Origin of the sequence: Pseudophaeobacter sp. 1A09344 (genome assembly GCF_041008745.1) — a bacterium.
Taxonomy (GTDB): domain Bacteria; phylum Pseudomonadota; class Alphaproteobacteria; order Rhodobacterales; family Rhodobacteraceae; genus Phycobacter; species Phycobacter gallaeciensis_A.
The window spans coordinates 33,834-54,850 of the sequence record NZ_JAXGFS010000013.1 but is presented as its reverse complement, the minus strand read 5'-3'; the positions used below and the strand labels follow the sequence as shown (position 1 = coordinate 54,850).

Sequence of the window (21,017 nt, the reverse complement as noted above, 5' to 3'; positions counted from 1 at the left end):
ATGACAGATGCTGTAAGCGCGGCCAGTGCCGCGACAACGACACAGGCCAGCGCCGCGAAAGCCACGCGTCCGACCGGACTGGCTTCGGACTTTGAAACCTTCCTGAAAATGCTGACCGCCCAGGCGCGTTATCAGGATCCGCTGGAACCGCTCGATTCGACGGAATATGCATCACAGTTGGCGCAGTTCTCGATGGTGGAGCAACAGGTTCAGGGCAACGATCTGCTGCTCGCCATGCAGAATCAGCTGGGCCTGTCCAACATGGCGGCGATGTCCGGCTGGGTGGGCATGGAGGCCCGCGTTGCGGCGCCGGGTTATTTTGACGGATCCTCTCCGGTGGTTGTGGCCCCCAATCCGGCGGCTGCTGCGGATCAGGTGACAATGGTCGTCACAGATGCTGATGGGACCGAAGTCGCTCGTATCAACCTGCCTGTTTCGGCGGAGCCCTATTCTTGGGATGGCACCGATCAGGAGGGCAATACGCTCGAACCCGGCAGCTATGCCTTCACCATCGAAAGCAGCCGTGACGGCGATGTTCTGCTGACGGATCTGGCCGAGGTCTATACCAAGGTGACGGAAACCCAGATGCAGGGCGGCGATGTGGTCTTGATCACCGAAGGCGGCTCGGCGATCTTGGCATCCACTGTGACGGGGCTTCGCGACGCTCCGGCCGAGACCTGACAATAGGGCAGGGACCGCCGGAACATCGGGGGGCATCGTCCCCTGATACCCTCGCATTTCGCCGGGGGATGAAGACTGGAGCGGACCCTGTCAGCCAAATCGCCTGAATTTCACAGCAGATTCTTTACGTATCTGAACGCCTCGGGATTTGAGGCGCGCGCCCCCCGGATCCTGACCGGGGGGCGTTCGAATCATGTCTGGCGCATGGGCGATTTGGTGGTGAAATTGTTCGAGCCGGGACGAAAAAATCCGCTGTTTGCCAATGATCCCTTGCGGGAAATTGCAGCGCTTTCGGCCTTGTCTGGGACCGGAATGGTGCCGCATCTGGTCACTTCTGGTCATTTCGAGGGGCGCCATTGGTTGGCCTATTCTCATATTGAGGGCGCTCCCTGGCAGCGCGGTGCTGCCGAAGTGGCCCGGCTGCTTGGCAGGTTGCATGATCAGCCGGTTTTCGCAGGCGTTCCCGCAGGCGTGAATGGCAGCGCGATGCTGACGGCGCAGACCGAAAGCATCCTGTCCCAAACCCAAGGTGGCGCGGATCTGCGCGCGTTGCGCCCCGCAGGACAGGTGTCGCCCGCCTCCCGGACCAGCCTCATCCATGGTGATCCGGTGCCAGGCAATCTGGTGGCGCATGACGGAACACTGACCCTGATCGACTGGCAATGCCCGCAGAAAGGCGATCCGGCCGAGGATCTGGCACTTTTTCTGTCGCCCGCAATGCAATTCCTGTACCGCGGCAAAGTCTTGAGCCGCGCGGAGGAGGCCGCCTTTCTTGCGGCCTATCCGGACCGGCAGGTCGTCGAGCGTACAGAGGCCCTGAAGCCCTGGTTCCATTGGCGCATGGCAGCCTATTGTCTGTGGAAAGCGGAGCAAGGCGGGGCACAGGACCGGGCCGCAATGCAGCTGGAGATCGCCGCGCTTCAGTCCATCATCCCTAGCACCGCATAGGCGGGCGGCATCACCACCCGGCGGGCGCGGCCAAAGGGGAATTTCCCCATGCTCTGAACAACGGGTGAATAGGGCAGATCAGGTTGCTTTCCCTGCACCAGATCAGCCAGCAACCGACCGGAATAGCTGCCCATGGCAACCCCATTACCGTGATAGCACAGGCCCGCGAACATCCCTTTTTCACCGGGCACCGGCCCGACAAACGGCACCAGATTGCGCGCCATGGAGACCATGCCAGACCAGAAATGCGTGCCTTCCACTGTGCTCCATTCGGGGAACATGATGTCAAAATGCTGACGCAGTGCACGGCGAATCGCGGTTTCGGAACGTGGCGAGGCAAAAAGCCCACCCCGCATGCCAAACAGGAACCGCCGGTCCGGCATCAGCCGGAAATAATGCAGCAGGTTGCGGGTATCAAAGGCCATCTGATCGCTGAACCAACCCTGCGCCTGAAGCTCCTCATCGCTGAGTGGGCGGGTCACCATCACTGTGGATTGCGCCGGGATATAGCGGCCTGACAGCCAGTCCGGAAGCCCGTCCCAGGAATAGCCGTTCGTGGCCACGATCACCTGATCGGCGTGCAAAGCACCGTCTGGTGTTGTCAGGATATGCCCGCCGCTCGATGCGCGGCTGAGTCCGGTGACCGGGCTGTTCTGAAACAGGCGGGCCCTGGCAGATTGCGCGGCGCGGGCGATGCCGAACAGGTATTTGCGGGGATTGAGACCGAATCCCACCGGGGTAGTCAGGGCGCCAAAAAAGCCGCCGTTCATTCCGTTCGCGGCCAGTTCATGCTGTTCCAGCAACTGCGGTGAGCCGCCCGCAGCGGCAATCTCATCGGCCTGTCGGCGCAGCGCCTTCATGGCGCGCGGGCTGTGGGCCATCTGGGTTTCGCCATCCGAGTGGGTATCGGCATCGATCTGGTGACGGTCCAGCAGCTGGCGCACCAGATCGACGGCGGCGACCTCACCGGCATCATAGATGTCGGTCGCCTCGGCGCCGAATTTGCGTCGCATGGCAGCGCCCGACAGCTTGGCACCGCCGATACAGCAAAAACCGCCGTTGCGTCCGGAGGCACCCCAGCCGGGTGTTTCAGCTTCAAGCAGGGCGACCTTTGCTCCGGCCTCGGCCAAATGCAGGGCGGCGGACATGCCGGTGAAACCGCCGCCGATAATTGCGACATCGGCTGTCACCTCACCGGACAGCCTGGGCCAGTCGGGGGCAGCAATGGTTCCATCCCACCAGCAGCCGTCCCGCGGGCCCGGGCCATAGGCGTAGTCAGAGAAGATCCGCCGCATCAGGTCCGCGCCGCCGCCTGTTCATCCCGTTTCTGCCGCACCATCTGGTGTTTCGTCACCAACGAGGCCGAAATCACGCCGATGGTGACAATGGCAATCATGATGGTCGACAGCGCGTTGATCTCTGGGGAGACCCCAAGGCGCACCGCCGAAAAGATCTTGATCGGCAGGGTGGTGGCCGCTGGTCCCGAGGTGAAAGAGGCAATGACCAGATCATCGAGCGACAGGGTAAAGGCCAGCAGCCAGCCCGAGATCACCGCAGGCGCGATGATGGGCAGGGTCACCAGACGGAATGCCTCCGCCGGGGAACAGCCCAGATCCAGTGCGGCCTCTTCCAGCGACCGGTCGAATGTCACCAATCGCGAGGAGACCACCACCGACACGTAGCACATGGAGAAGGTGGTATGCGCCAGAACGATGGTCAGAATCCCCCGGTCCAGCCCAATGCCGATGAACAGCAGGAGCAGCGACAGACCGGTGATTACCTCGGGCATCACGAGGGGTGCGTAGATCATCCCGGAAAATAGGGTGCGGCCAAAGAACCGCCCGCCGCGCACCATGACATAGGCGGCCATGGTGCCAAGGACCGTCGCGATGGTCGAGGAGAAGACCGCGACCTTGATGGTGACCCAGGCGGCGTTGAGGAAGGCCTCGTTCTGCATCAGCTCGCTGTACCATTTGGTCGAAAAGCCCGCCCAGACGGTGACCAGCTTGCTTTCATTGAAGCTGAAGATCACCAGAATCACCATCGGCACATAAAGAAAGGCAAAGCCAAGCGTCAGCGAAACGGTATTGAACCAGCTCATCCTGTTCATTGTTCGGCCTCCTGCTGTTTCTGCTGGTTGCGTTGGAACAGCACGATGGGAACGATCAAGAGGAGCAGCAGCACTACCGCCACGGCCGAGGCAACCGGCCAGTCCCGGTTCGAGAAGAACTCTTCCCACAGAACCTTGCCGATCATCAGCGTGTCGGATCCGCCGAGCAGAGACGGGATCACGAACTCGCCCAAGGTGGGGATGAAGACGAGGAAACAGCCCGCGATGATGCCGGGTTTCGACAGCGGGATGGTCACCAGCCAAAAGGCGGAGAGCCGCGAACAACCCAGATCCTCGGCCGCTTCGATCAGCGATTCATCCATCCGCTCTAGCGCGGAATAGATCGGCAGGATCATGAAGGGCAGGTAGGTATAGACCACGCCGATATAGACGGCGGTATTGGTGTTGAGGATGGTCAGCGGCTCGTTGATGATCCCCAGCCACAACAGCAACTGGTTGAGGAACCCTTCGTTCGACAGGATGCCCATCCAGGCGTAGACGCGGATCAGGAAGCTGGTCCAGAACGGCAGGATCACCAGCATCATCAGCGTCGCGCGCCATTCGGACGGCGCCCGCGCCATGCCGTAGGCGATCGGATAACCCGCCAGCAGCGTCAGCACTGTCGAGAAGAAGGCGATCTGCAGCGAGCTGAGATAGGCTTTCCAGTATAGATCGTCCTGTGTCAGCCAGACAAAGTTTTCAAAGTCCAGCTCGGACAGGAAGGTCCAGATGCCCGTCGCCCAGTCGAATTGCGGCATATAGGGCGGGCGCGCCAGCGCCACATCCGAAAGCGAGATTTTCAGGACGATGGCAAAAGGCACCAGAAACAGCGCAAAGAGCCACAGGTAGGGGACAATGATCAGGGCAAAGCGGCGCATCAGTTCGCCAGCAGGACGCCTGCCGTGGCGGTCCAGGACAGCCAGACAGTGTCTTCCCATGTAAAGGCCCGGCGCGAGATGCGGCGGGTATTGGCGGCCTGCGCCTTGATCACCGCGCCAGAGGGCAGTTCAACGTGATAGGTCGAGATATTACCGAGATAGGCAATGTCGAGGATCTTGCCCTGCACCGCGTTATCGGCGCCTTCGGGACGGTCTGCCGTGATGGTGACCTTTTCCGGGCGGATGGCCAGATGTGCGGTCTGCCCGTCCGAGAACGTGTTGGGGGTTTTGACCGTCAGCGGTTCCTGCCCTTCTTTCCAGTTCAGGGCATAGCTGTCTTCGCCGGTGGGCGTGACGGTGCCGTCGATGATGTTCACATCACCGATGAAATCGGCGACGTAAACGGAATTGGGGGTCTCGTAGATGCGATCCGGGGTGGCGACCTGCATGATCTTGCCGTTGTCCATCACCGCAACGCGGCTGGCGACGGTCATCGCCTCTTCCTGGTCGTGGGTGACGATGACAAAGGTGGTGCCAGTCTTCTCCTGAATGTCCATCAGCTCGAACTGGGTGTCCTGGCGCAGCTTCTTGTCGAGCGCACCAAGGGGTTCGTCCAGCAGCAGCAGTTTTGGCGCCTTGGCCAGCGACCGCGCCAGTGCCACCCGCTGCCGCTGTCCACCCGAGATCTGGTGCGGTTTGCGGCGGGCGAATTTTTCCAGCCGGGTCAGGCGCAGCATGTTCTCCACCCGCTCGGCGATGTCGTCCTTGGGCATGCCTTCGCGTTTGAGCCCGAAGGCGATATTGTCCCAGATGCTGAGATGCGGGAACAGCGCGTAGGACTGGAACATCATGTTCACCGCGCGCTTGTTCGGCGGCACCGGGGCGATATCCTGACCGGCGAGATAGATCTTACCTTCGGTCGCGGTTTCAAACCCGGCGAGCATCCGCATCAGCGTGGTCTTGCCGCAGCCCGAGGGGCCAAGAAGCGCGAAGAACTCCCGCTCGTATATACCGATTGTCAGATCGTCGATTGCGGTGAACTCACCAAAGCGTTTGGTGACATTTTGGAACTCGATCAGAGGCTTGGCCTCGGGGTCGTTCCAGGGTTCAAAAACGGGAAGTGTCAATCCGGCCCCCTGCGCGGTCCAGGTCCAAAGCGGCACTGGCCCCTTTGGAAGGTGTATTGGCATAGCCCGGCAGGGCACAGGGTGCGCCCTGCCGGATCAGGCGATATCGGATCAGGTGCCCGACTTGATCTTGGTCCACAGACGGGTCACGACGCGCTGCACCTTGGGGGCATAGGGCGTGGTGGTGAACAGGTTGGCCAGGGTGGCTTCATCCGGGTAGATCGCCGGATCGCCGATCACGTCCTCAACCAGGAATTCCTGCGATGCCTTGTTGCCGTTGGCGTAGTAGACGTAGTTTGATGCCGCCGCCATGTTCTGCGGGTCCATGATGAAGTTCAGGAACACATGCGCCGCATCCGGGTTCGGGGCGTCGACCGGAATGGCCATCTGGTCGAACCACATCTGGGCGCCTTCGACGGCCGCATGATAGGCGATTTCGACGCCATTGTCGGCTTCGGCGGCGCGGTCGCGGGCCTGCAGCACGTCACCGGACCAGCCCACTGCCACGCAGATGTCACCATTCGCCAGCGCGTTGATGTATTCGGAGGAATGGAATTTCTGGATATAGGGGCGCACCGCCATGAAGACGCCTTCGGCCTTGGCGATCACGTCCGGGTCATGGCTGTCGGGATCTTCGCCGATGTATTTCAGTGCAGCGGGGATCATTTCTGCCGGGGCATCCAGGAAATGGACGCCGCATTCGGCCAGTTTTTCCATGTTGTCGGGGTTGAAGACCAGCTCAAGCGAGTTGATCGGGGCATCGTCGCCCAGCAGTTCCTTGACCTTGCCAACGTTCACACCGATGCCGGTGGTGCCCCACATGTAGTTGATGGAATAGGCGTTGTCCGGGTCGTACTGTTCGGTGCGGTTTTCGACCACATCCCACATGTTCTTGTGGTTGGGCAGCTTGGACATGTCCAGTTTCTGGAAAGAGCCTGCCATGATCTGGCGCTGCAGGAAGGTGCCGCTGGGCACCACCACGTCATAGCCCGACCCGCCGGCCAGCATTTTGGTTTCCAGAAGTTCGTTGCTGTCGAATACATCGTAGATCAGATCGATCCCGGTCTCTGCCTCGAACTTTTCCAGAAGGGCTTCGTCGATGTAGTCGGACCAGTTATAAACGCGCACCTCTTCCGCGATGGCGGCCGTGCTGCTAAGGGCAACGACGGCGGTCAGTGTCATCGTCTTGAGTGTCATGAGTATCTCCCTGTGCCTGCCGGTTTCATTGCCCGGCTGGGGTGGATTTGATCAAGTTTTGCCTCGTGGGGCAATACTGTTTATGTTTTCACCGGGTGGTTCTTGGTGCAAGCTGCCCAAAAACTAGGAGGATACCCCAAGGTGACAGAGATCACATCTTCGGCCCAGAATGCAGAAGACGGCGCGGCGAAAACGCCGGCCCATGAGGCCGTGTATCAAAAGCTGCGCGCGCAGATCCTGTTCGGTGAACTGGCGCCGGGGCAGGCGGTAACAATCCAGGGTTTGACTGCGGCTTTGGGGGTTGGGATGACACCGGTCCGCGAGGCGATCCGCCGACTTATCTCGGATGGGGCGCTGGTGTTTCAGGGTAACCGGCGTGTTTCCGTTCCCTTGTTGCGGACATCGGATGTCAAAGAGCTTATTTTCGCAAGAAAAACAATTGAGTGTGAGCTTGTCAGGCTCGCAACAACACAGGTTTCGGACGCCGATATCGCTGAGCTGGAGCGCATCGACACGGCGCTGGATCAGGCGATTTCCGCAGGCGATGTGCCGGGGTATCTGGCGCAGAACTACAGTTTCCACACCGCATTATACAGTCGCGCCGCCGCTCCGATCCTGACCGATCTTGCGGATCGCCTGTGGCTGCGCTTTGGCCCGTCCCTGCGGGTGGTCTGTGGCCGCTTTGGCACCCAGAGCTTTCCGGACCGTCACAAGGACATCCTTGAGGCCTTGCGTCGCAGGGATCCCGAAATGGCTGCTTTGGCGATGGAGCGGGACGTTTGTCAGGGCATGGATCAGGTCAGCATGGGGCTGGATCCGGACAACTGATTCGATTGACACCGTGAAATTTGATCATATTCTGGGGCCAATCTCTTATTTTTGGAGCGACTCCCATGAATGCGATCACCAACCACATGCCGACGGCCGAATTGCAGGCCCTGGACGCCGCGCACCACATGCATCCCTTCACCGCCAATGGTGAACTGGCGGAAAAAGGCGCCCGGATCATCACCCGCGCGAGCGGTGTCACGCTGACCGATAGTGAAGGCAACGAGATCCTCGACGCGATGGCGGGCCTGTGGTGCGTCAACATCGGCTATGGCCGTGACGAGCTGGCCGATGTCGCCGCGCGCCAGATGCGCGAGCTGCCTTATTACAATACCTTCTTCCAGACCTCGCATGTGCCGGTCATCGCTCTGGCCAACAAGATTGCGGAACTGGCGCCCGGTGATCTGAACCATGTATTCTTTGCCGGGTCGGGATCTGAGGCGAATGACACCAACATCCGCATGGTGCGTCACTACTGGGCGCTGAAAGGCAAACCGACCAAATCCATCATCATCAGCCGCAAGAACGCCTATCACGGCTCTTCGGTTGGCAGCGGCAGCCTGGGCGGGATGTCGGCGATGCATGAACAGGGCGGCCTGCCGATCCCGGATATTCACCATATCAACCAGCCGCATTGGTGGGCCGAGGGTGGTGACACCTCCCCCGAAGAGTTCGGCCTGCAGCGCGCGCAGGAACTGGAACAGGCGATTCTGGAACTGGGCGAAGACCGCGTCGCAGCCTTTATCGCAGAACCAGTTCAGGGTGCGGGCGGCGTCATTGTGCCCCCGGAAACCTACTGGCCGGAAATTCAGCGCATCTGCGATAAATACGAGATCCTGCTGATCGCGGATGAGGTGATCTGTGGCTTTGGCCGCACCGGCAACTGGTTTGGCAGCCAGACCATGGGCATCCGCCCGGACATCATGACCATCGCCAAGGGGCTGAGTTCGGGCTATGCGCCGATCGGCGGCTCGGTGGTGTCAGATGAGGTCGCCGCCGTGATCGCGAGCGACGAATTCAACCACGGCTATACCTATTCCGGGCACCCGGTGTCCTCGGCGGTGGCGCTGGAAAACCTGCGCATTCTCGAAGAGGAAAACGTGGTTGGTCACGTGCAGGATGTGGCTGCGCCCTATCTGAAAGAGCAATGGGAGGCGCTGATTGATCACCCGCTGGTGGGGGAGGCCAAGATCGTTGGCATGATGGGCTCAATCGCGCTGACACCGAACAAAGAAGCGCGGGCTGCCTTTGCGGCACCTGCCGGAACGGTGGGCTATATCTGCCGCGAGCGGTGCTTTGCCAATAATTTGATCATGCGCCATGTGGGCGACCGGATGATCATCTCTCCTCCGCTGGTCATGACCCCGGCCGAGATCGATACCCTGATCGAACGAGCCCGCCTGTCGTTGGACGAATGCTATGCCGCACTGAAAGAGCAAGACCTGCTGCACAGCGCCTGAACTTAAGCGCAAACACCGAATTTCGGCAGGAAAGCGGTGTTTGGCATGCATTATTTGCCTGAAAAACAGGCCCTGTGCCGGAATCAAAGGATCTTCCCGGCGCAGGGCCTTTTCTTGCACATTTTCGTGAAAGGGAGCCCGTGGCAGAGGATTCTCCTGTATGATCATTTAAAATATGCCGCAAATTCTGCTTTTGCGGTCGCAATCGGTCCGATCCGCTGAAAGCTAGTCCCTAAGCTAGTTTCAAGCACTGAAAGGACGATCCGGTTGCATCCACCATGGTGGGTATGTTTACATCAGTGCAACGAGTGCAGACCAAACTGCCAAATTAACACGGGGAGCCTGTTTTGGCTGATGCGTCAAACAGTGATGCGTTCGTTGAATTCGAACGTGTCCAAAAGAGTTATGATGGCGAAACGCTCGTCGTCAAAGACCTTAACCTGGTGATGCCTAAAGGTGAGTTTCTGACAATGCTTGGGCCGTCTGGCTCTGGCAAGACAACTTGCCTTATGATGCTTGCCGGATTTGAAACCGCCACCCACGGGGATATCCGTCTGGGCGGTGTTTCGATCAACAACATTCCGCCGCACAAGCGTGGCATCGGCATGGTGTTCCAGAACTATGCGCTGTTCCCGCATATGACCATCGCCGAGAACCTCAGCTTTCCGCTGGAAGTCCGCAAGATGGGCAAGTCCGAGCGTGAAGAGAAGGTCAAGCGTGCGCTGGACATGGTGGAAATGGGCGCCTTTGGCGGCCGCCGCCCTGCGCAGCTTTCGGGTGGTCAGCAGCAGCGGGTCGCTTTGGCACGTGCGCTCGTGTTCGAACCCGAGCTGGTTCTGATGGACGAACCGCTGGGCGCGCTGGACAAACAGCTGCGCGAAAAGATGCAGTTCGAGATCACCGATCTTGCCCACCGTCTGGGCATTACCGTGGTCTATGTGACCCACGACCAGACCGAAGCGCTGACCATGTCGGACCGCGTTGCTGTGTTCGACGATGGCCGTATTCAGCAGCTGGCGCCGCCGGATCAGCTTTATGAAGAGCCGGAAAACAGCTTCGTCGCGCAGTTCATTGGTGAGAACAACACCCTTGAAGGCACCGTGAAAGAGATCAACAACGGTCTTGCTCTGGTGCAGCTGGATGGTGGCGAATTGATCGACTGTAAGCCGATCAACGTGTCCCAGCCCGGCGAGCGCACCCGCGTTTCCATCCGCCCCGAGCGGGTCGAATACAACAAGGAACGCCTGCAGGAAGGCGCCCACACCCTGAAGGCCGAAGTGCTGGAATTCATCTACATGGGTGACATCTTCCGTACCCGTCTGCGGGTGGCGGGAAATGACGAATTCATTATCAAGACACGGAACGCACCGGACCAGGTTCGCCTGAAGCCGGGCCAGCAGATTGAAATCGGCTGGCTGCCCGAAGACTGCCGCGCGCTGGACGCCTGACGACGGCGCGCGCTTTGAAACCCCCGGCGGCCAAGTGACCGGGGGATCACAGTTAAATTCAAGATCAACAAGGAGAGAGTGTTTATGAAACTCACCAAACTGACAGCCCTTGCCGCCACGACGGCGCTCTGCGCGCCGATGGCGTTCGCAGAAATGGCAGACGAGATGACCATCGTGTCCTGGGGTGGCGCATATTCGAACTCCCAGCTGAAGGCCTATCACGAGCCCTATGCTGAAAAGACCGGCGTCAAGATCATCAACGACGAAAGCTCGGCCGAAGCGGTTGCGAAGCTGCGCGCGATGAACGAAGCGGGCAACGTGACCTGGGACGTGGTTGACGTGGTTGCTGCGGACGCGATGCGTCTGTGCGACGAAGGTCTGGCGATGGAAATCGACGCGGATGAGCAACTGGCCGCCGCGCCCGATGGCACCCCGGCCTCCGAAGACTTCGGCGAACTGCTGGTGTCCGACTGCTTCATCCCGCAGATCGTTTACTCGACCACCTTCGGCTACCGCACCGACATGGTCGGCGATACGCCTCCGGATGACATCTGCGACGTCTTCGACCTGGAAGCCTATCCGGGCAAGCGCGCGCTGGAGAAGCGTCCGATCAACAACATGGAATGGGCTCTGCTCTGCGACGGCGTTGCAAAGGACGAAGTCTATGACGTGCTGGAGACCGAAGAAGGTCAAGAGCAGGCCCTGGCCAAGCTCGACACCATCAAGGACAGCGTGATCTGGTGGTCTGCTGGCGCCGACACTCCGCAGCTGCTGGCTGACGGCGAAGTCGTGATGGGCTCCACCTACAACGGTCGTCTGTTCTCGGTCATCGAAGAGCAGAAGCAGCCCGTCGCCATGATGTGGGACGCGCAGGTGTTCGACTTGGACGGTTGGATCATTCCGGCAGGTCTGTCCGACGAGCGTAAAGCCCGCGCGCTGGACTACATCATGTTCGCAACCGACACCCAGCGTCTGGCGGACCAGGCCAAGTACATCTCCTACGGTCCGGCCCGTGCGTCCTCCGCTCCGCTGGTTGGCAAGCACGCCGAACTGGGCATCGACATGGCGCCGCACATGCCGACCGATCCGGCAAACGCAAAGAACACGTTCCTCTACAACTACGAGTTCTGGGCTGACTACCGCGACGACATCGACGCCAAATTCCAGGCGTGGCTGGCCAAGTAAGCCGGTCTGAAGACCTCGCCAGAGAGCGCCCGGCGCTCTCTGGCACCCACTCTTCGTATCAGGTCGCATCTGAACGACCGGAAGAGCAAAACCCGCGGGCGACACAGCGGGCAAAACACAGGGATAGATATGAGCGACACCACCCAATCCGGCCCGGTTCTGGCGGCTGACGGCACGCCATTGAAGCGCAGCCTGGCCCGCGCCCTGAGAATGCAAAAGATGCGTGCGCTGATGCTGATCGCACCGCTTCTGCTCTTCATCCTTCTGACCTTCATTCTCCCGATCGGCGACATGCTGTTCCGCTCGGTCGAGAACCGGATCGTTTCGGACACGCTTCCCAAGACCGTGGTCACCCTTGCCGACTGGGACGCCAAAAGCGGTGAAGCCCCCGGCGACGCGGTATATGAAGAGCTATATTACGATTTATTTGTGGCGGCAGAGGCCAAGGAGCATACCAAGCTCGGCACCCGCCTGAACTATGAACAGACCGGTATTTCCTCCCTGTTCCGCAGCAGCGGCCGCAAGGTTGATGACATCGGCAAGGACCACGTCAAAGCCATCGAACGCGCTGCCGATCGCGCCCTCAAGGATGAGGCGCTCTGGTTCGAAATCATGACCGGTGGCAGTGGCGCGGCGGGCAATTCCGATCTGCTGACCGCACAGCGCGAAAAGATGCGCAATCTCACGGATGAGGTTTTCCCGGCCGATATCGGCTTTGTTCCCGGCGCCGAGATTTCCGAACTCTTCCCGCGCATGGCGACCGCCTATACCGATTTCGCGCTGTTCACGGCGATCATTGATCAGGATGTCGTGGCCGAAGAAGATCCCTGGGAAAGCGTTTTCGTGGCCTTTGCCACCGAAGTGCAGGCCCCCGGTGGCGCAGAAAAACTGGCTAGCTATAGCGGCCCCGGCGCGGCTGAACTTCAGGCCGCGGGCGCAGCACTGGCCGATCTGGAGCCGATTTCCTTCAAGGCAGCCTTCCTCGATATCGACGAAGACTGGGGCGACGTCGACAACTGGCGCACCATCCAGACCTACAGCCCGAAATATACCAGCGGCTATTTCCTGAACTCCATCGACATGCAGAAAGGCCCGGATGGCGCCGAAGCGCGCCCCGAGAACCAGCAGATCTACATCACGCTGCTCAAGCGTACGATGTTCATGTCTCTGGTGATCACGGGTTCCTGTATTCTGCTAGGGTACCCGGTGGCCTGGATCCTTGCGAACCTGCCGACACGCTCGGCCAACCTGCTGATGATCCTGGTGCTGCTGCCTTTCTGGACCTCGCTTCTGGTGCGGACATCGGCGTGGAAGGTGATGCTGCAGCAACAGGGCGTCATCAACGACGTGCTGGTCTGGCTGGGGCTTGTGGCGGATGACGCCCGGCTGGTGATGATTAACAACCAGTTCGGTACCATCGTGGCGATGACCCACATCCTGCTGCCCTTCATGATCCTGCCGATGTATTCGGTGATGCAGACGATCAACCCATCCTACCTGCGCGCGGCGAAGTCGCTGGGCGCGACCAACTGGACGGCCTTCTGGCGGGTTTATTTCCCGCAGTCGGTGCCCGGTATCGGCGCGGGGTCGATCCTCGTCTTCATTCTGGCCATCGGCTACTACATCACCCCGGAAATCGTCGGCGGCACCAAGGGTGTCTTCATCTCGAACCGGATCGCCTATCACATCTCGTCTTCGCTGAACTGGGGCCTCGCGGCTGCACTTGGCGCGATCCTTCTGGTCGTCGTTCTGGTGCTATACTGGGCCTATGACAAGATCGTCGGCATCGACAACGTGAAACTGGGATAATCGACATGGCATTGACTCCTGTTACAAATCAAACCCCCGGTTTCACCGCTGCTGTGGCAGCTGGCGCCGGAGCCTTCTTTGGTCTCTTCGTGGGCACCGCTCAGGCCACCGGCCTGATCGGGATCCTCGTCGGCGGCGCCATCTTGGGCGTACTTGGATTTGTCTTTGCGGGTATGACCGACAAGGAAAAACCGCTGCGCTGGGCGACCTTTGCGCTGTTCCTGGTGCTGGGCTACCTGTTCGGCGGGCTGCCCGCCGCGGTGGTGGGCGGCTTGTTCGGCTGGTTCGCGGGCTGGTTCATCTTCTGGCTGGCGACCTCGCGCTACCGGGCGCATCTGCCGCCCTATCTGACCCCCGGTCAGGTGTTGTGGCATTACAGTTTCCGGGTGATCTGCGGCGTTATCTTCGTCTTCCTGATCACGCCGATCCTTGTGGTGATGCCGCTCAGCTTCAATGCCGAGAACTTCTTCACTTTCACCCCGGAAATGCTGCGCTTTGATCCGGCTGGCTATTCGCTGAAGCACTACAAGGACTTCTTCAGCAATGACGACTGGCAGCAGGCGCTGTGGAACTCGATTAAGATCGCGCCGATGGCGACGATCCTGTCGGTCAGCTTCGGCACCTTGGCGGCGATTGGTCTGAGCCAGCCGCACGTGCCCTTCCGCCGCGCGATCATGGCGATCCTGATCTCTCCGATGATCGTGCCGCTGATCATTTCGGCTGCGGGCATGTACTTCTTCTACAGCCGCATCGGGATGCAGGGCACCTACTTTGGCGTGGTTCTGGCCCACGCGGCGCTGGGGATTCCCTTCGTGATCATCACCGTGACTGCGACGCTGGTGGGCTTTGACCGTTCGCTGACCCGCGCTGCGGCGAACATGGGCGCCGATCCGGTGACCACCTTCTTCCGGGTGCAGATGCCGCTGATCCTGCCCGGTGTGATTTCCGGTGGTCTCTTTGCCTTCATCACCTCCTTTGACGAGGTGGTCGTGGTGCTCTTTGTCGGCTCCGCCGGGCAGAAGACGTTGCCGTGGCAGATGTTCACCGGCCTGCGCGAACAGATCTCGCCCACCATTCTGGCGGTTGCGACCATCCTTGTGGGGATCTCAATCTGCCTGCTGACGGTGCTGGAACTGCTGCGTCGCCGCTCCGAACGTCTGCGCGGCATGAGCCCAGGCTGATACGCCACAGAACGCTGAAATAAAGAAGGCCCCGCAGAGGATGCGGGGCCTTTTCTTTTGCTCGTCGTGAGGTGTGGCTCAGCGCAGGCGCCGCAGTAGCTTGAGCGAAGCATAACCATCCGGGATCAGGCCTTTCGACGCCTGATAGCCGCGGATCGCGGCCAGCGTCTTGGGGCCGATCTTCCCATCGACGCCGCCGGTGTTGAAACCGGCCCGCGACAGGCGCTGCTGCAGCTCCTTGCGTTCCCGGAAATTCAGGGAGCGGTCGCCGCGCGGCCATTCCGCCTGGATCGCCGGTCCGCCTGCGATGCGGTCGGACAGGTGCCCCACCCCGATCACATAGGCATCGGCGGCGTTATAGCGCTCGATGACCGAGAAGTTCTTGAAGATCATGAAGGCGGCGCCATTCCCGCCGGCGGGCAGCAAGATCGAGGCCGTGCCATGGTTGGGAACGGCGCGCCCGTTGGTTCCAACAACACCCAGCCGGGCCCATTCCGCGGGGGATTTCTTCACCGACCGGCTAGCCAGACCATAGTTGAACCCGCGCGGTAGCTGCACTTCGACGCCCCAGGGCTGGCCTTTGACCCAGCCGAACCGCTTCAGATAAGCGGCGGTCGAGGCCAGCGCATCAGAGGGGTCTTCCGACCAGATGTCGCGTTTGCCATCGCCAGTGAAATCCACAGCATAGGCCAGATAGGAGGTGGGTATGAACTGGGTGTGCCCCATGGCCCCGGCCCAGCTGCCGGTCATCTTGCGCGGGGCGACGTCGCCCGATTGCAGGATCTTCAGCGCCGCGATCAGCTGCTTTTCAAAGAACCGCCCGCGGCGTCCGTCATAGGCCAGCGTCGCCAGCGATTGAATGACGTTCATATTGCCGCGGTGGTTGCCATAGTTGCTTTCCATGCCCCAGACGGCGACCACGACCTCCTTGTCGACACCATAGGTGGCTTCGATCCGGTTCAGCCGCCGCCGCTGTTCACGCAGGGCCTTTTTGCCGTTCTTGACCCGGGAGTCCGAGACGGCGCTGTCTAGGTATTCCCAGATCGTCTTGGTGAACTCGGACTGGTTGCGGTCGCGGCGAATGACGTCGTTGTCATACTCCACCCCGCGAAAGGCGCGGTTCAGGGTCGAAGAGGAGATCCCCTGTGTCATGGCACGGCGCCGGAATCCGTTGATCCACGCCTGAAAGCCACTGTTGGCGGCGACCGGCACCACCTGATCGTCCTGAACGATGTCTGGTGCCAGCCCGCTGGGGCGGCTCAAGGGGCGCAACGAGATCGCCGCCGCCAGCTGGTAAGAGCCATCAGCCGCCGGGGCGCCGCGTTCGACCGGGCGCTCAGGGGGGCGCAGGGATTCGTCGGGTCCGGCCTGTGCTGCAACTGCGCCGGTCGCGGCAAGGGCTGCCGCCTTCATCCAGATCCGCATGGGAATACTACCTTGGTTCAGTGTCTGCTCAGCTTGAATGTAATCATTGCAGGTCCATCGCAAAAGGGTGCAATCGGCAGGCGCGCAAGGCGCCGCCGAACCGGCGTAGCAGGCCGGATCTATTGGCTGTTTTACTTGCGGCGTTTGCGTTCGACCTTGCGCTTGGTCTTGGCGGCCTTGTGTTTGGATTTTGCCGCCTTGCGTTTGACGGTGCGGCCCGCCGGGCTGCGTCGTCCGCGCCCACTGCCACCTTTGGGCAGGGCCTGATCCTCAATCGACAGCAGCTCCAGCTCCAAACCGCCGGTGACCGGCGCGGCCTGTGTCAGCCTGACGGTGACGCGCTGACCGATGGCAAGCGTGAGACCGGTATCGGCCCCCATCAGCGTCCCGGCATCAGCATCGAAATGGAAGAACTCGCGTCCGATAGTACGCACGGGCACCAGCCCGTCGGCATGGGTTTCATCCAGTTTCACGAAGGCGCCGAACCGAGCAATGCCGCTGATCCGGCCGGTAAATTCATTGCCGACCCGTTCCGACAGGTAGGCCGCCAGATAGCGGTCCGTGGTGTCACGTTCCGCGATCATCGAGCGGCGCTCGGTCTCGGAAATATGAGTGGCGGTGTCGTCCAGCCGCTCGATTTCATCGGGGGTGAGGCCATCCTTGCCATTGTCCGGCCCCCAGCCATGGGCGGTAATCAGCGCTCGGTGCACGATCAGATCCGCATAGCGCCGGATGGGGGATGTGAAATGCGCATAGTTGCGAAGGGCCAGCCCGAAATGGCCAAAGTTTTCAGGGTTGTAATAGGCCTGCTGCATCGACCGCAGGGTCGAGATATTGATCAGCTCTGCATCGTCCGTGCCCGCCGCCGCATTGAGCAGCGCGTTCAGATGCCGGGTTTGCAGCACCTGTCCCTTGGCGAGGTTCAGACCCGCCGCCTGCGCTGTTTCGCGCAGCGCCTCAAGTTTCTCTGGCGCCGGTTCTTCGTGCACGCGGAACACCAGCGGTGTGCGTTTCTTGATCAGGGTCTCGGCAGCCGCGACATTGGCAAGCACCATGAATTCCTCGATCAGCCGGTGCGCCTCCAGCCGGTCACGGAAATTGACCGAGGCAACCTGTCCGTCGTCATCCAACACGATGCGCCGTTCCGGCAGATCCAGATCCAGCGGCTGACGCGCGGCGCGGGCCTTGGTCAGGGCGCGATAGGCGGCATAAAGCGGTTTGATCACGTCCTCGAGCAGGGGCGCGGTCTTCTCGCTCGGGCGCCCGTCCATGGCGTCCTGCACTTCTTGATAGCTAAGCGCGGCGCTGGAGTTTATCAGCGCCCGCATGAAGCGATGGCCGATCTTGTTGCCCTCCGCATCGACCTGCATCCGCACCACCACAGAGGCGCGCGGCACGTTTTCATGCAGCGAGCACAGATCGCCTGACAGCCGGTCCGGCAGCATCGGCACCACGCGGTCGGGGAAATAGCTGGAGTTGCCCCGTTTGCGCGCCTCGCGGTCCAATGCGGAGCCGGGCCGTACATAGGCGGCCACATCGGCAATCGCGACCCAGATCACATGGCCGCCGGGGTTCTTGGGATCGGTGTCGGCCTCGGCGAAACAGGCATCGTCGCGGTCGCGCGCATCCACCGGGTCGATGGTGATCAGCGGCAGGTCGCGCAGGTCTTCGCGTCCTTTCAGGCCAATGGGTTTGGCGGCGTCCGCCTCGGCCATCACCTGATCGGGGAATTGGTCAGGAATGCCGTGCTGGTGGATCGCGATCAGCGATACCGCCTTGGGCGCCGATGGGTCGCCCAGACGTTCGACGACGCGCGCGCGCGGCAGGCCCAGACGGGTCTTGGGACCGGCCTGTTCGGCCTCGACCAGTTCACCATCCTTGGCGCCGCCCGTTGCATCCGGCGCCACGCTCCATTCGGTCGAGCTGGATTTGTCAATCGGGACAATCCGGCCCCCTTCGGCACCGGTGCGAAAGACGCCAAGCACCCGTTTGGGGTTGGTACCGATACGGCGGATCAGCCGGGCTTCGTAATTGTGATCCGCGCCTTTGACGGCGGTCAGCCGGGCCAGGATCCGGTCGCCTTCCCCCAATGCGGGATCCGAGGCGCGCGGCATCAGCAGGATAATGGGTTCCACCCCTTCGCCATGCCATTCCATCGGGCGGCCAAACAGATCGCCGTCCCGGTCTGGACGTTTGACCGTCAGGATGGTGACGGGCGGCAATTGTTCTGGATCGCGGTAGGTTTTCCTGCGCTTCTCCAGGTGCCCTTCGGCCTCCAGTTCCTTCAATACGCGCTTGAGGTCGATACGGTCAGCCCCCTTGATGCCAAAGGCCTTGGCAATGTCGCGTTTCGAGTTCTGGGTCGGGTGGGCGGAAATCCAGTCGAGGATTTCGGCCTTGGAGGGGATACGGGTCATATCTCCCGCGTATCATGACCCGAAGACAAGGTCATGATGAAAAGAGCGGGTCAGCTGCGGCTTTGACGCAGATCTGCTGCCGTGTCCACGTCGTTCAAGATGTCTGTCTGCGCAATGCGCCAGCCCGGCAGTGTCGCAACAGAATCGGCCAGCGCGTGCTCGCTGGACCAGCGCACGTTCTGAAACAGGGTCTGCGGCAGGCGGGCCGGGTGTTTTGCCCCGACCAGCCAGTAGCCACCATCGGTGGCCGGGCCAAAGACCGCATCCGAGTGTCCCAGCGCCGCAAAAGCACGGGCGATATGGGCGCGGGTGATGCCGGGAATATCGGCGCCGATCAGGCAGACGGGGCCATGCGCCGGGGCAGAGGACACGCCTTTGAGCATCCGCTTCATGCGCTGCCCCAGATCACCGCCGCCCTGCGCCAAACGCGGCAGATCAGCGGGCCAGACGCGGGAGGTGACGGCCCGGTCCGGGGCCACGGCCAGAACGATCTGCCAGCGCGGATCGCGCAAGGCGCGGATCAGCCGGGCCGATTGATGACGAAACCACCAGGTTGCAGGGATCACGCCGATCCCCTGTCCCAACCGCGTTTTGACCCGGCCCGGGCGCGGTTCCTTGATCATGATGACAAGGGTTTGTCTTTTCATCTTAGGTCAGATCCAGAACCATATCGCGGTGATCGATCCCGGCGTCATCATAGACGGGGCCGGTGGCCGCAAATCCCAGCTTTTCATAAAAGCCGAGGGCGTGCAGCTGGGCGCCCAGCTTGGCGCGGGACATACCGGGTGTCTGGCGGGCGATCTCCACCGCCTTTTGGATCAGCGCCTTGCCTAGACCGGTTCCCCGGCCCGCCTGTGTGACGCAAACGCGCCCGATCTTGGCGGTGTCACCGGCAAAGACGATGCGCGCGGTGCCGATGGGGTGTCCATCCTGCGTGGCCAGAAGATGGGTTGCCACCTCGTCCAGCGCGTCGATCTCTTCCTCGACCGGCACGCCCTGTTCCGTGACGAAAACGTCGAACCGCAGGCGAAAACAGGCCTCGCGGTCCTCGGTGACCGCAATCTGCGCCGTCATGCGAAATAGTCTTTCAGGATGCGGGAATAGATGGCTTTCAGCTGGTGAATCTGCGCGATTTCAACGTTTTCATCCACCTGATGCATGGTCTTGCCCACGAGGCCGAACTCCACCACCGGGCAGTGCGATTTGACAAAGCGCGCGTCCGAGGTGCCGCCTGTGGTGGACAGCTCCGGCGTGACGCCGGTTTCCGCCGCCACTGCGGTTGAGACCAGATCGGAGAGTGCGCCCGGCGGCGTGATGAAGCTTTCGCCCGAGATTTTGACCTGCATGTCGATGGTGGTGCCGAACTCGGCTTCGACTTTGTCGGCTTCTGCCCGCAGCCATTCCGTCAGGCTGGCGCCGCTGTGGGCATCGTTGAAACGGATGTTCGCGGTGGCGCGGCTTTGCGCCGGGATCACGTTGGTCGCCGGGTTGCCGGTGTCGATGGTGACAACCGCGAGCGTCGAGGCGTCGAAATGCTCGGTGCCCTGATCCAGCTCGTGACTGGCGAGACGATCCATCAGCCGCGCCATGGCGTTGAGCGGATTGTTGGCCCGGTGCGGATAGGCGGAATGGCCCTGTTTGCCGGTCACGGTGAACCAGGCTGACAGCGACCCGCGGCGCCCGATCTTGATCATCTCGCCCATGGTGTTGGGGCAGGTGGGTTCCCCCACCAGGCAGACCGACATGGCCTCCCCCTGTTCCTGCATATAGTCCAGCAGCGCGGTGGTGCCGTCCAGCGCATCGCCTTCTTCATCGCCGGTGATGGTCAGGATGACGGCGCCGTCGGGCGGGGTGGTCTGCACAAAATCGATGGCGGCAGCGGCAAAGGCGGCAACGCCCGATTTCATGTCGGTGGCGCCCCGGCCATAAAGGATGCCGTCTTTTTCCTCGGCGCCAAAAGGATCGACGGTCCAGGCTGCTTCATCGCCCACGGGCACCACATCGGTGTGACCGTTGAAGCCAAAGGTGCGGGCGTGGCCTTTTGCACCCCAGCGGGCAAACAGGTTGCTGATCCCGCCGCGGTCTGCCCGGGCGCAGTCAAAGCCTGCTGCGCTTAGAATCTGCTCCAGCAGCTCCAGCGCGCCGCCCTCTTCAGGGGTGACCGACGGGCAGCGGATCAGATCGGCGGTCAGGCGGGCGGGATCGGTCGGGGACATGCGGTGGGCTCCTGAAATTCCGGTTTGTCATGGCCTAGCGTGGATCCCGGCAAGGTGCAAACCGCCAGAAGGTCGCCAAGGGGGCAGGTCATGGGACTGTGAAGGGG

General features: G+C 61.3%; 18 protein-coding genes. 8 read left to right on the top strand and 10 right to left on the bottom strand.

Annotation, left to right across the window (positions count from 1 at the left end; all coding sequences use genetic code 11):
• On the top strand, nt 1-681 hold the full coding sequence (locus tag SM765_RS19130) for a FlgD immunoglobulin-like domain containing protein (protein ID WP_065272154.1): 681 nt from the start codon (nt 1-3) through the stop codon (nt 679-681).
• A gap of 132 nt (nt 682-813) precedes the next feature.
• Entirely contained in the window at nt 814-1,629 is an 816-nt protein-coding gene (locus tag SM765_RS19125) for a phosphotransferase family protein (RefSeq protein WP_274839014.1), read from the top strand.
• On the opposite strand, the gene SM765_RS19120 is transcribed toward SM765_RS19125, so the two are convergent.
• The 5 genes from SM765_RS19120 to SM765_RS19100 form a co-directional block, all read right to left on the bottom strand.
• A complete protein-coding gene (locus SM765_RS19120; protein ID WP_274837902.1) occupies nt 1,602-2,924 on the bottom strand; it encodes an NAD(P)/FAD-dependent oxidoreductase in 1,323 nt (440 codons plus the stop codon). The genes SM765_RS19125 and SM765_RS19120 overlap by 28 nt on opposite strands.
• Entirely contained in the window at nt 2,924-3,739 is an 816-nt protein-coding gene (locus SM765_RS19115) for an ABC transporter permease (protein ID WP_065272157.1), read from the bottom strand. Before SM765_RS19115 ends, SM765_RS19120 begins: the two co-directional genes overlap by 1 nt.
• Nucleotides 3,736-4,617 carry an ABC transporter permease subunit gene (locus tag SM765_RS19110; RefSeq protein WP_065272158.1) on the bottom strand — a complete coding sequence of 294 codons (882 nt, stop codon included), beginning with the start codon at nt 4,615-4,617 and terminating at the stop codon, nt 3,736-3,738. The genes SM765_RS19115 and SM765_RS19110 overlap by 4 nt, the downstream gene beginning before the upstream one ends.
• Nucleotides 4,617-5,744 carry an ABC transporter ATP-binding protein gene (locus SM765_RS19105; protein WP_274829389.1) on the bottom strand — a complete coding sequence of 376 codons (1,128 nt, stop codon included), beginning with the start codon at nt 5,742-5,744 and terminating at the stop codon, nt 4,617-4,619. The genes SM765_RS19110 and SM765_RS19105 overlap by 1 nt, the downstream gene beginning before the upstream one ends.
• Before the next feature lie 111 nt (nt 5,745-5,855).
• On the bottom strand, nt 5,856-6,941 hold the full coding sequence (locus SM765_RS19100; RefSeq protein WP_065272159.1) for a polyamine ABC transporter substrate-binding protein: 1,086 nt from the start codon (nt 6,939-6,941) through the stop codon (nt 5,856-5,858).
• Nucleotides 6,942-7,082: 141 nt separating this feature from the next.
• On the opposite strand from SM765_RS19100, the gene SM765_RS19095 reads away from it, so the two are divergent.
• The 6 genes from SM765_RS19095 to SM765_RS19070 all read left to right on the top strand — a co-directional run bounded on the left by SM765_RS19095 (nt 7,083) and on the right by SM765_RS19070 (nt 14,852).
• On the top strand, nt 7,083-7,769 hold the full coding sequence (locus tag SM765_RS19095) for a GntR family transcriptional regulator (protein WP_274829391.1): 687 nt from the start codon (nt 7,083-7,085) through the stop codon (nt 7,767-7,769).
• A gap of 65 nt (nt 7,770-7,834) precedes the next feature.
• Entirely contained in the window at nt 7,835-9,229 is a 1,395-nt protein-coding gene (locus SM765_RS19090; RefSeq protein ID WP_274837903.1) for an aspartate aminotransferase family protein, read from the top strand.
• Nucleotides 9,230-9,576: 347 nt separating this feature from the next.
• On the top strand, nt 9,577-10,677 hold the full coding sequence (locus SM765_RS19085) for an ABC transporter ATP-binding protein (protein ID WP_274829392.1): 1,101 nt from the start codon (nt 9,577-9,579) through the stop codon (nt 10,675-10,677).
• Between the two features lie 84 nt (nt 10,678-10,761).
• Nucleotides 10,762-11,862, top strand: a complete 1,101-nt coding sequence (locus SM765_RS19080; protein WP_065272162.1) for an extracellular solute-binding protein — start codon at nt 10,762-10,764, stop codon at nt 11,860-11,862.
• Nucleotides 11,863-11,991: 129 nt separating this feature from the next.
• A complete protein-coding gene (locus SM765_RS19075; protein WP_274829393.1) occupies nt 11,992-13,671 on the top strand; it encodes an ABC transporter permease in 1,680 nt (559 codons plus the stop codon).
• A gap of 5 nt (nt 13,672-13,676) precedes the next feature.
• A complete protein-coding gene (locus SM765_RS19070; RefSeq protein WP_065272164.1) occupies nt 13,677-14,852 on the top strand; it encodes an ABC transporter permease in 1,176 nt (391 codons plus the stop codon).
• A gap of 78 nt (nt 14,853-14,930) precedes the next feature.
• On the opposite strand, the gene SM765_RS19065 is transcribed toward SM765_RS19070, so the two are convergent.
• The 5 genes from SM765_RS19065 to dapE all read right to left on the bottom strand — a co-directional run bounded on the left by SM765_RS19065 (nt 14,931) and on the right by dapE (nt 20,910).
• Entirely contained in the window at nt 14,931-16,277 is a 1,347-nt protein-coding gene (locus tag SM765_RS19065; protein WP_274837904.1) for a lytic murein transglycosylase, read from the bottom strand.
• 131 nt (nt 16,278-16,408) lie between these two features.
• Nucleotides 16,409-18,694, bottom strand: a complete 2,286-nt coding sequence (gene rnr / locus SM765_RS19060) for a ribonuclease R (RefSeq protein ID WP_274831674.1) — start codon at nt 18,692-18,694, stop codon at nt 16,409-16,411.
• Between the two features lie 50 nt (nt 18,695-18,744).
• Nucleotides 18,745-19,341, bottom strand: coding sequence for a TIGR04282 family arsenosugar biosynthesis glycosyltransferase (locus SM765_RS19055; RefSeq protein WP_274837905.1), 597 nt, complete (start codon nt 19,339-19,341; stop codon nt 18,745-18,747).
• Nucleotide 19,342: 1 nt separating this feature from the next.
• Nucleotides 19,343-19,768, bottom strand: a complete 426-nt coding sequence (locus SM765_RS19050) for a GNAT family N-acetyltransferase (protein WP_274837906.1) — start codon at nt 19,766-19,768, stop codon at nt 19,343-19,345.
• Nucleotides 19,765-20,910, bottom strand: a complete 1,146-nt coding sequence (dapE, locus tag SM765_RS19045) for a succinyl-diaminopimelate desuccinylase (RefSeq protein WP_274837907.1) — start codon at nt 20,908-20,910, stop codon at nt 19,765-19,767. The genes SM765_RS19050 and dapE overlap by 4 nt, the downstream gene beginning before the upstream one ends.
• Nucleotides 20,911-21,017 lie beyond the last annotated feature (107 nt).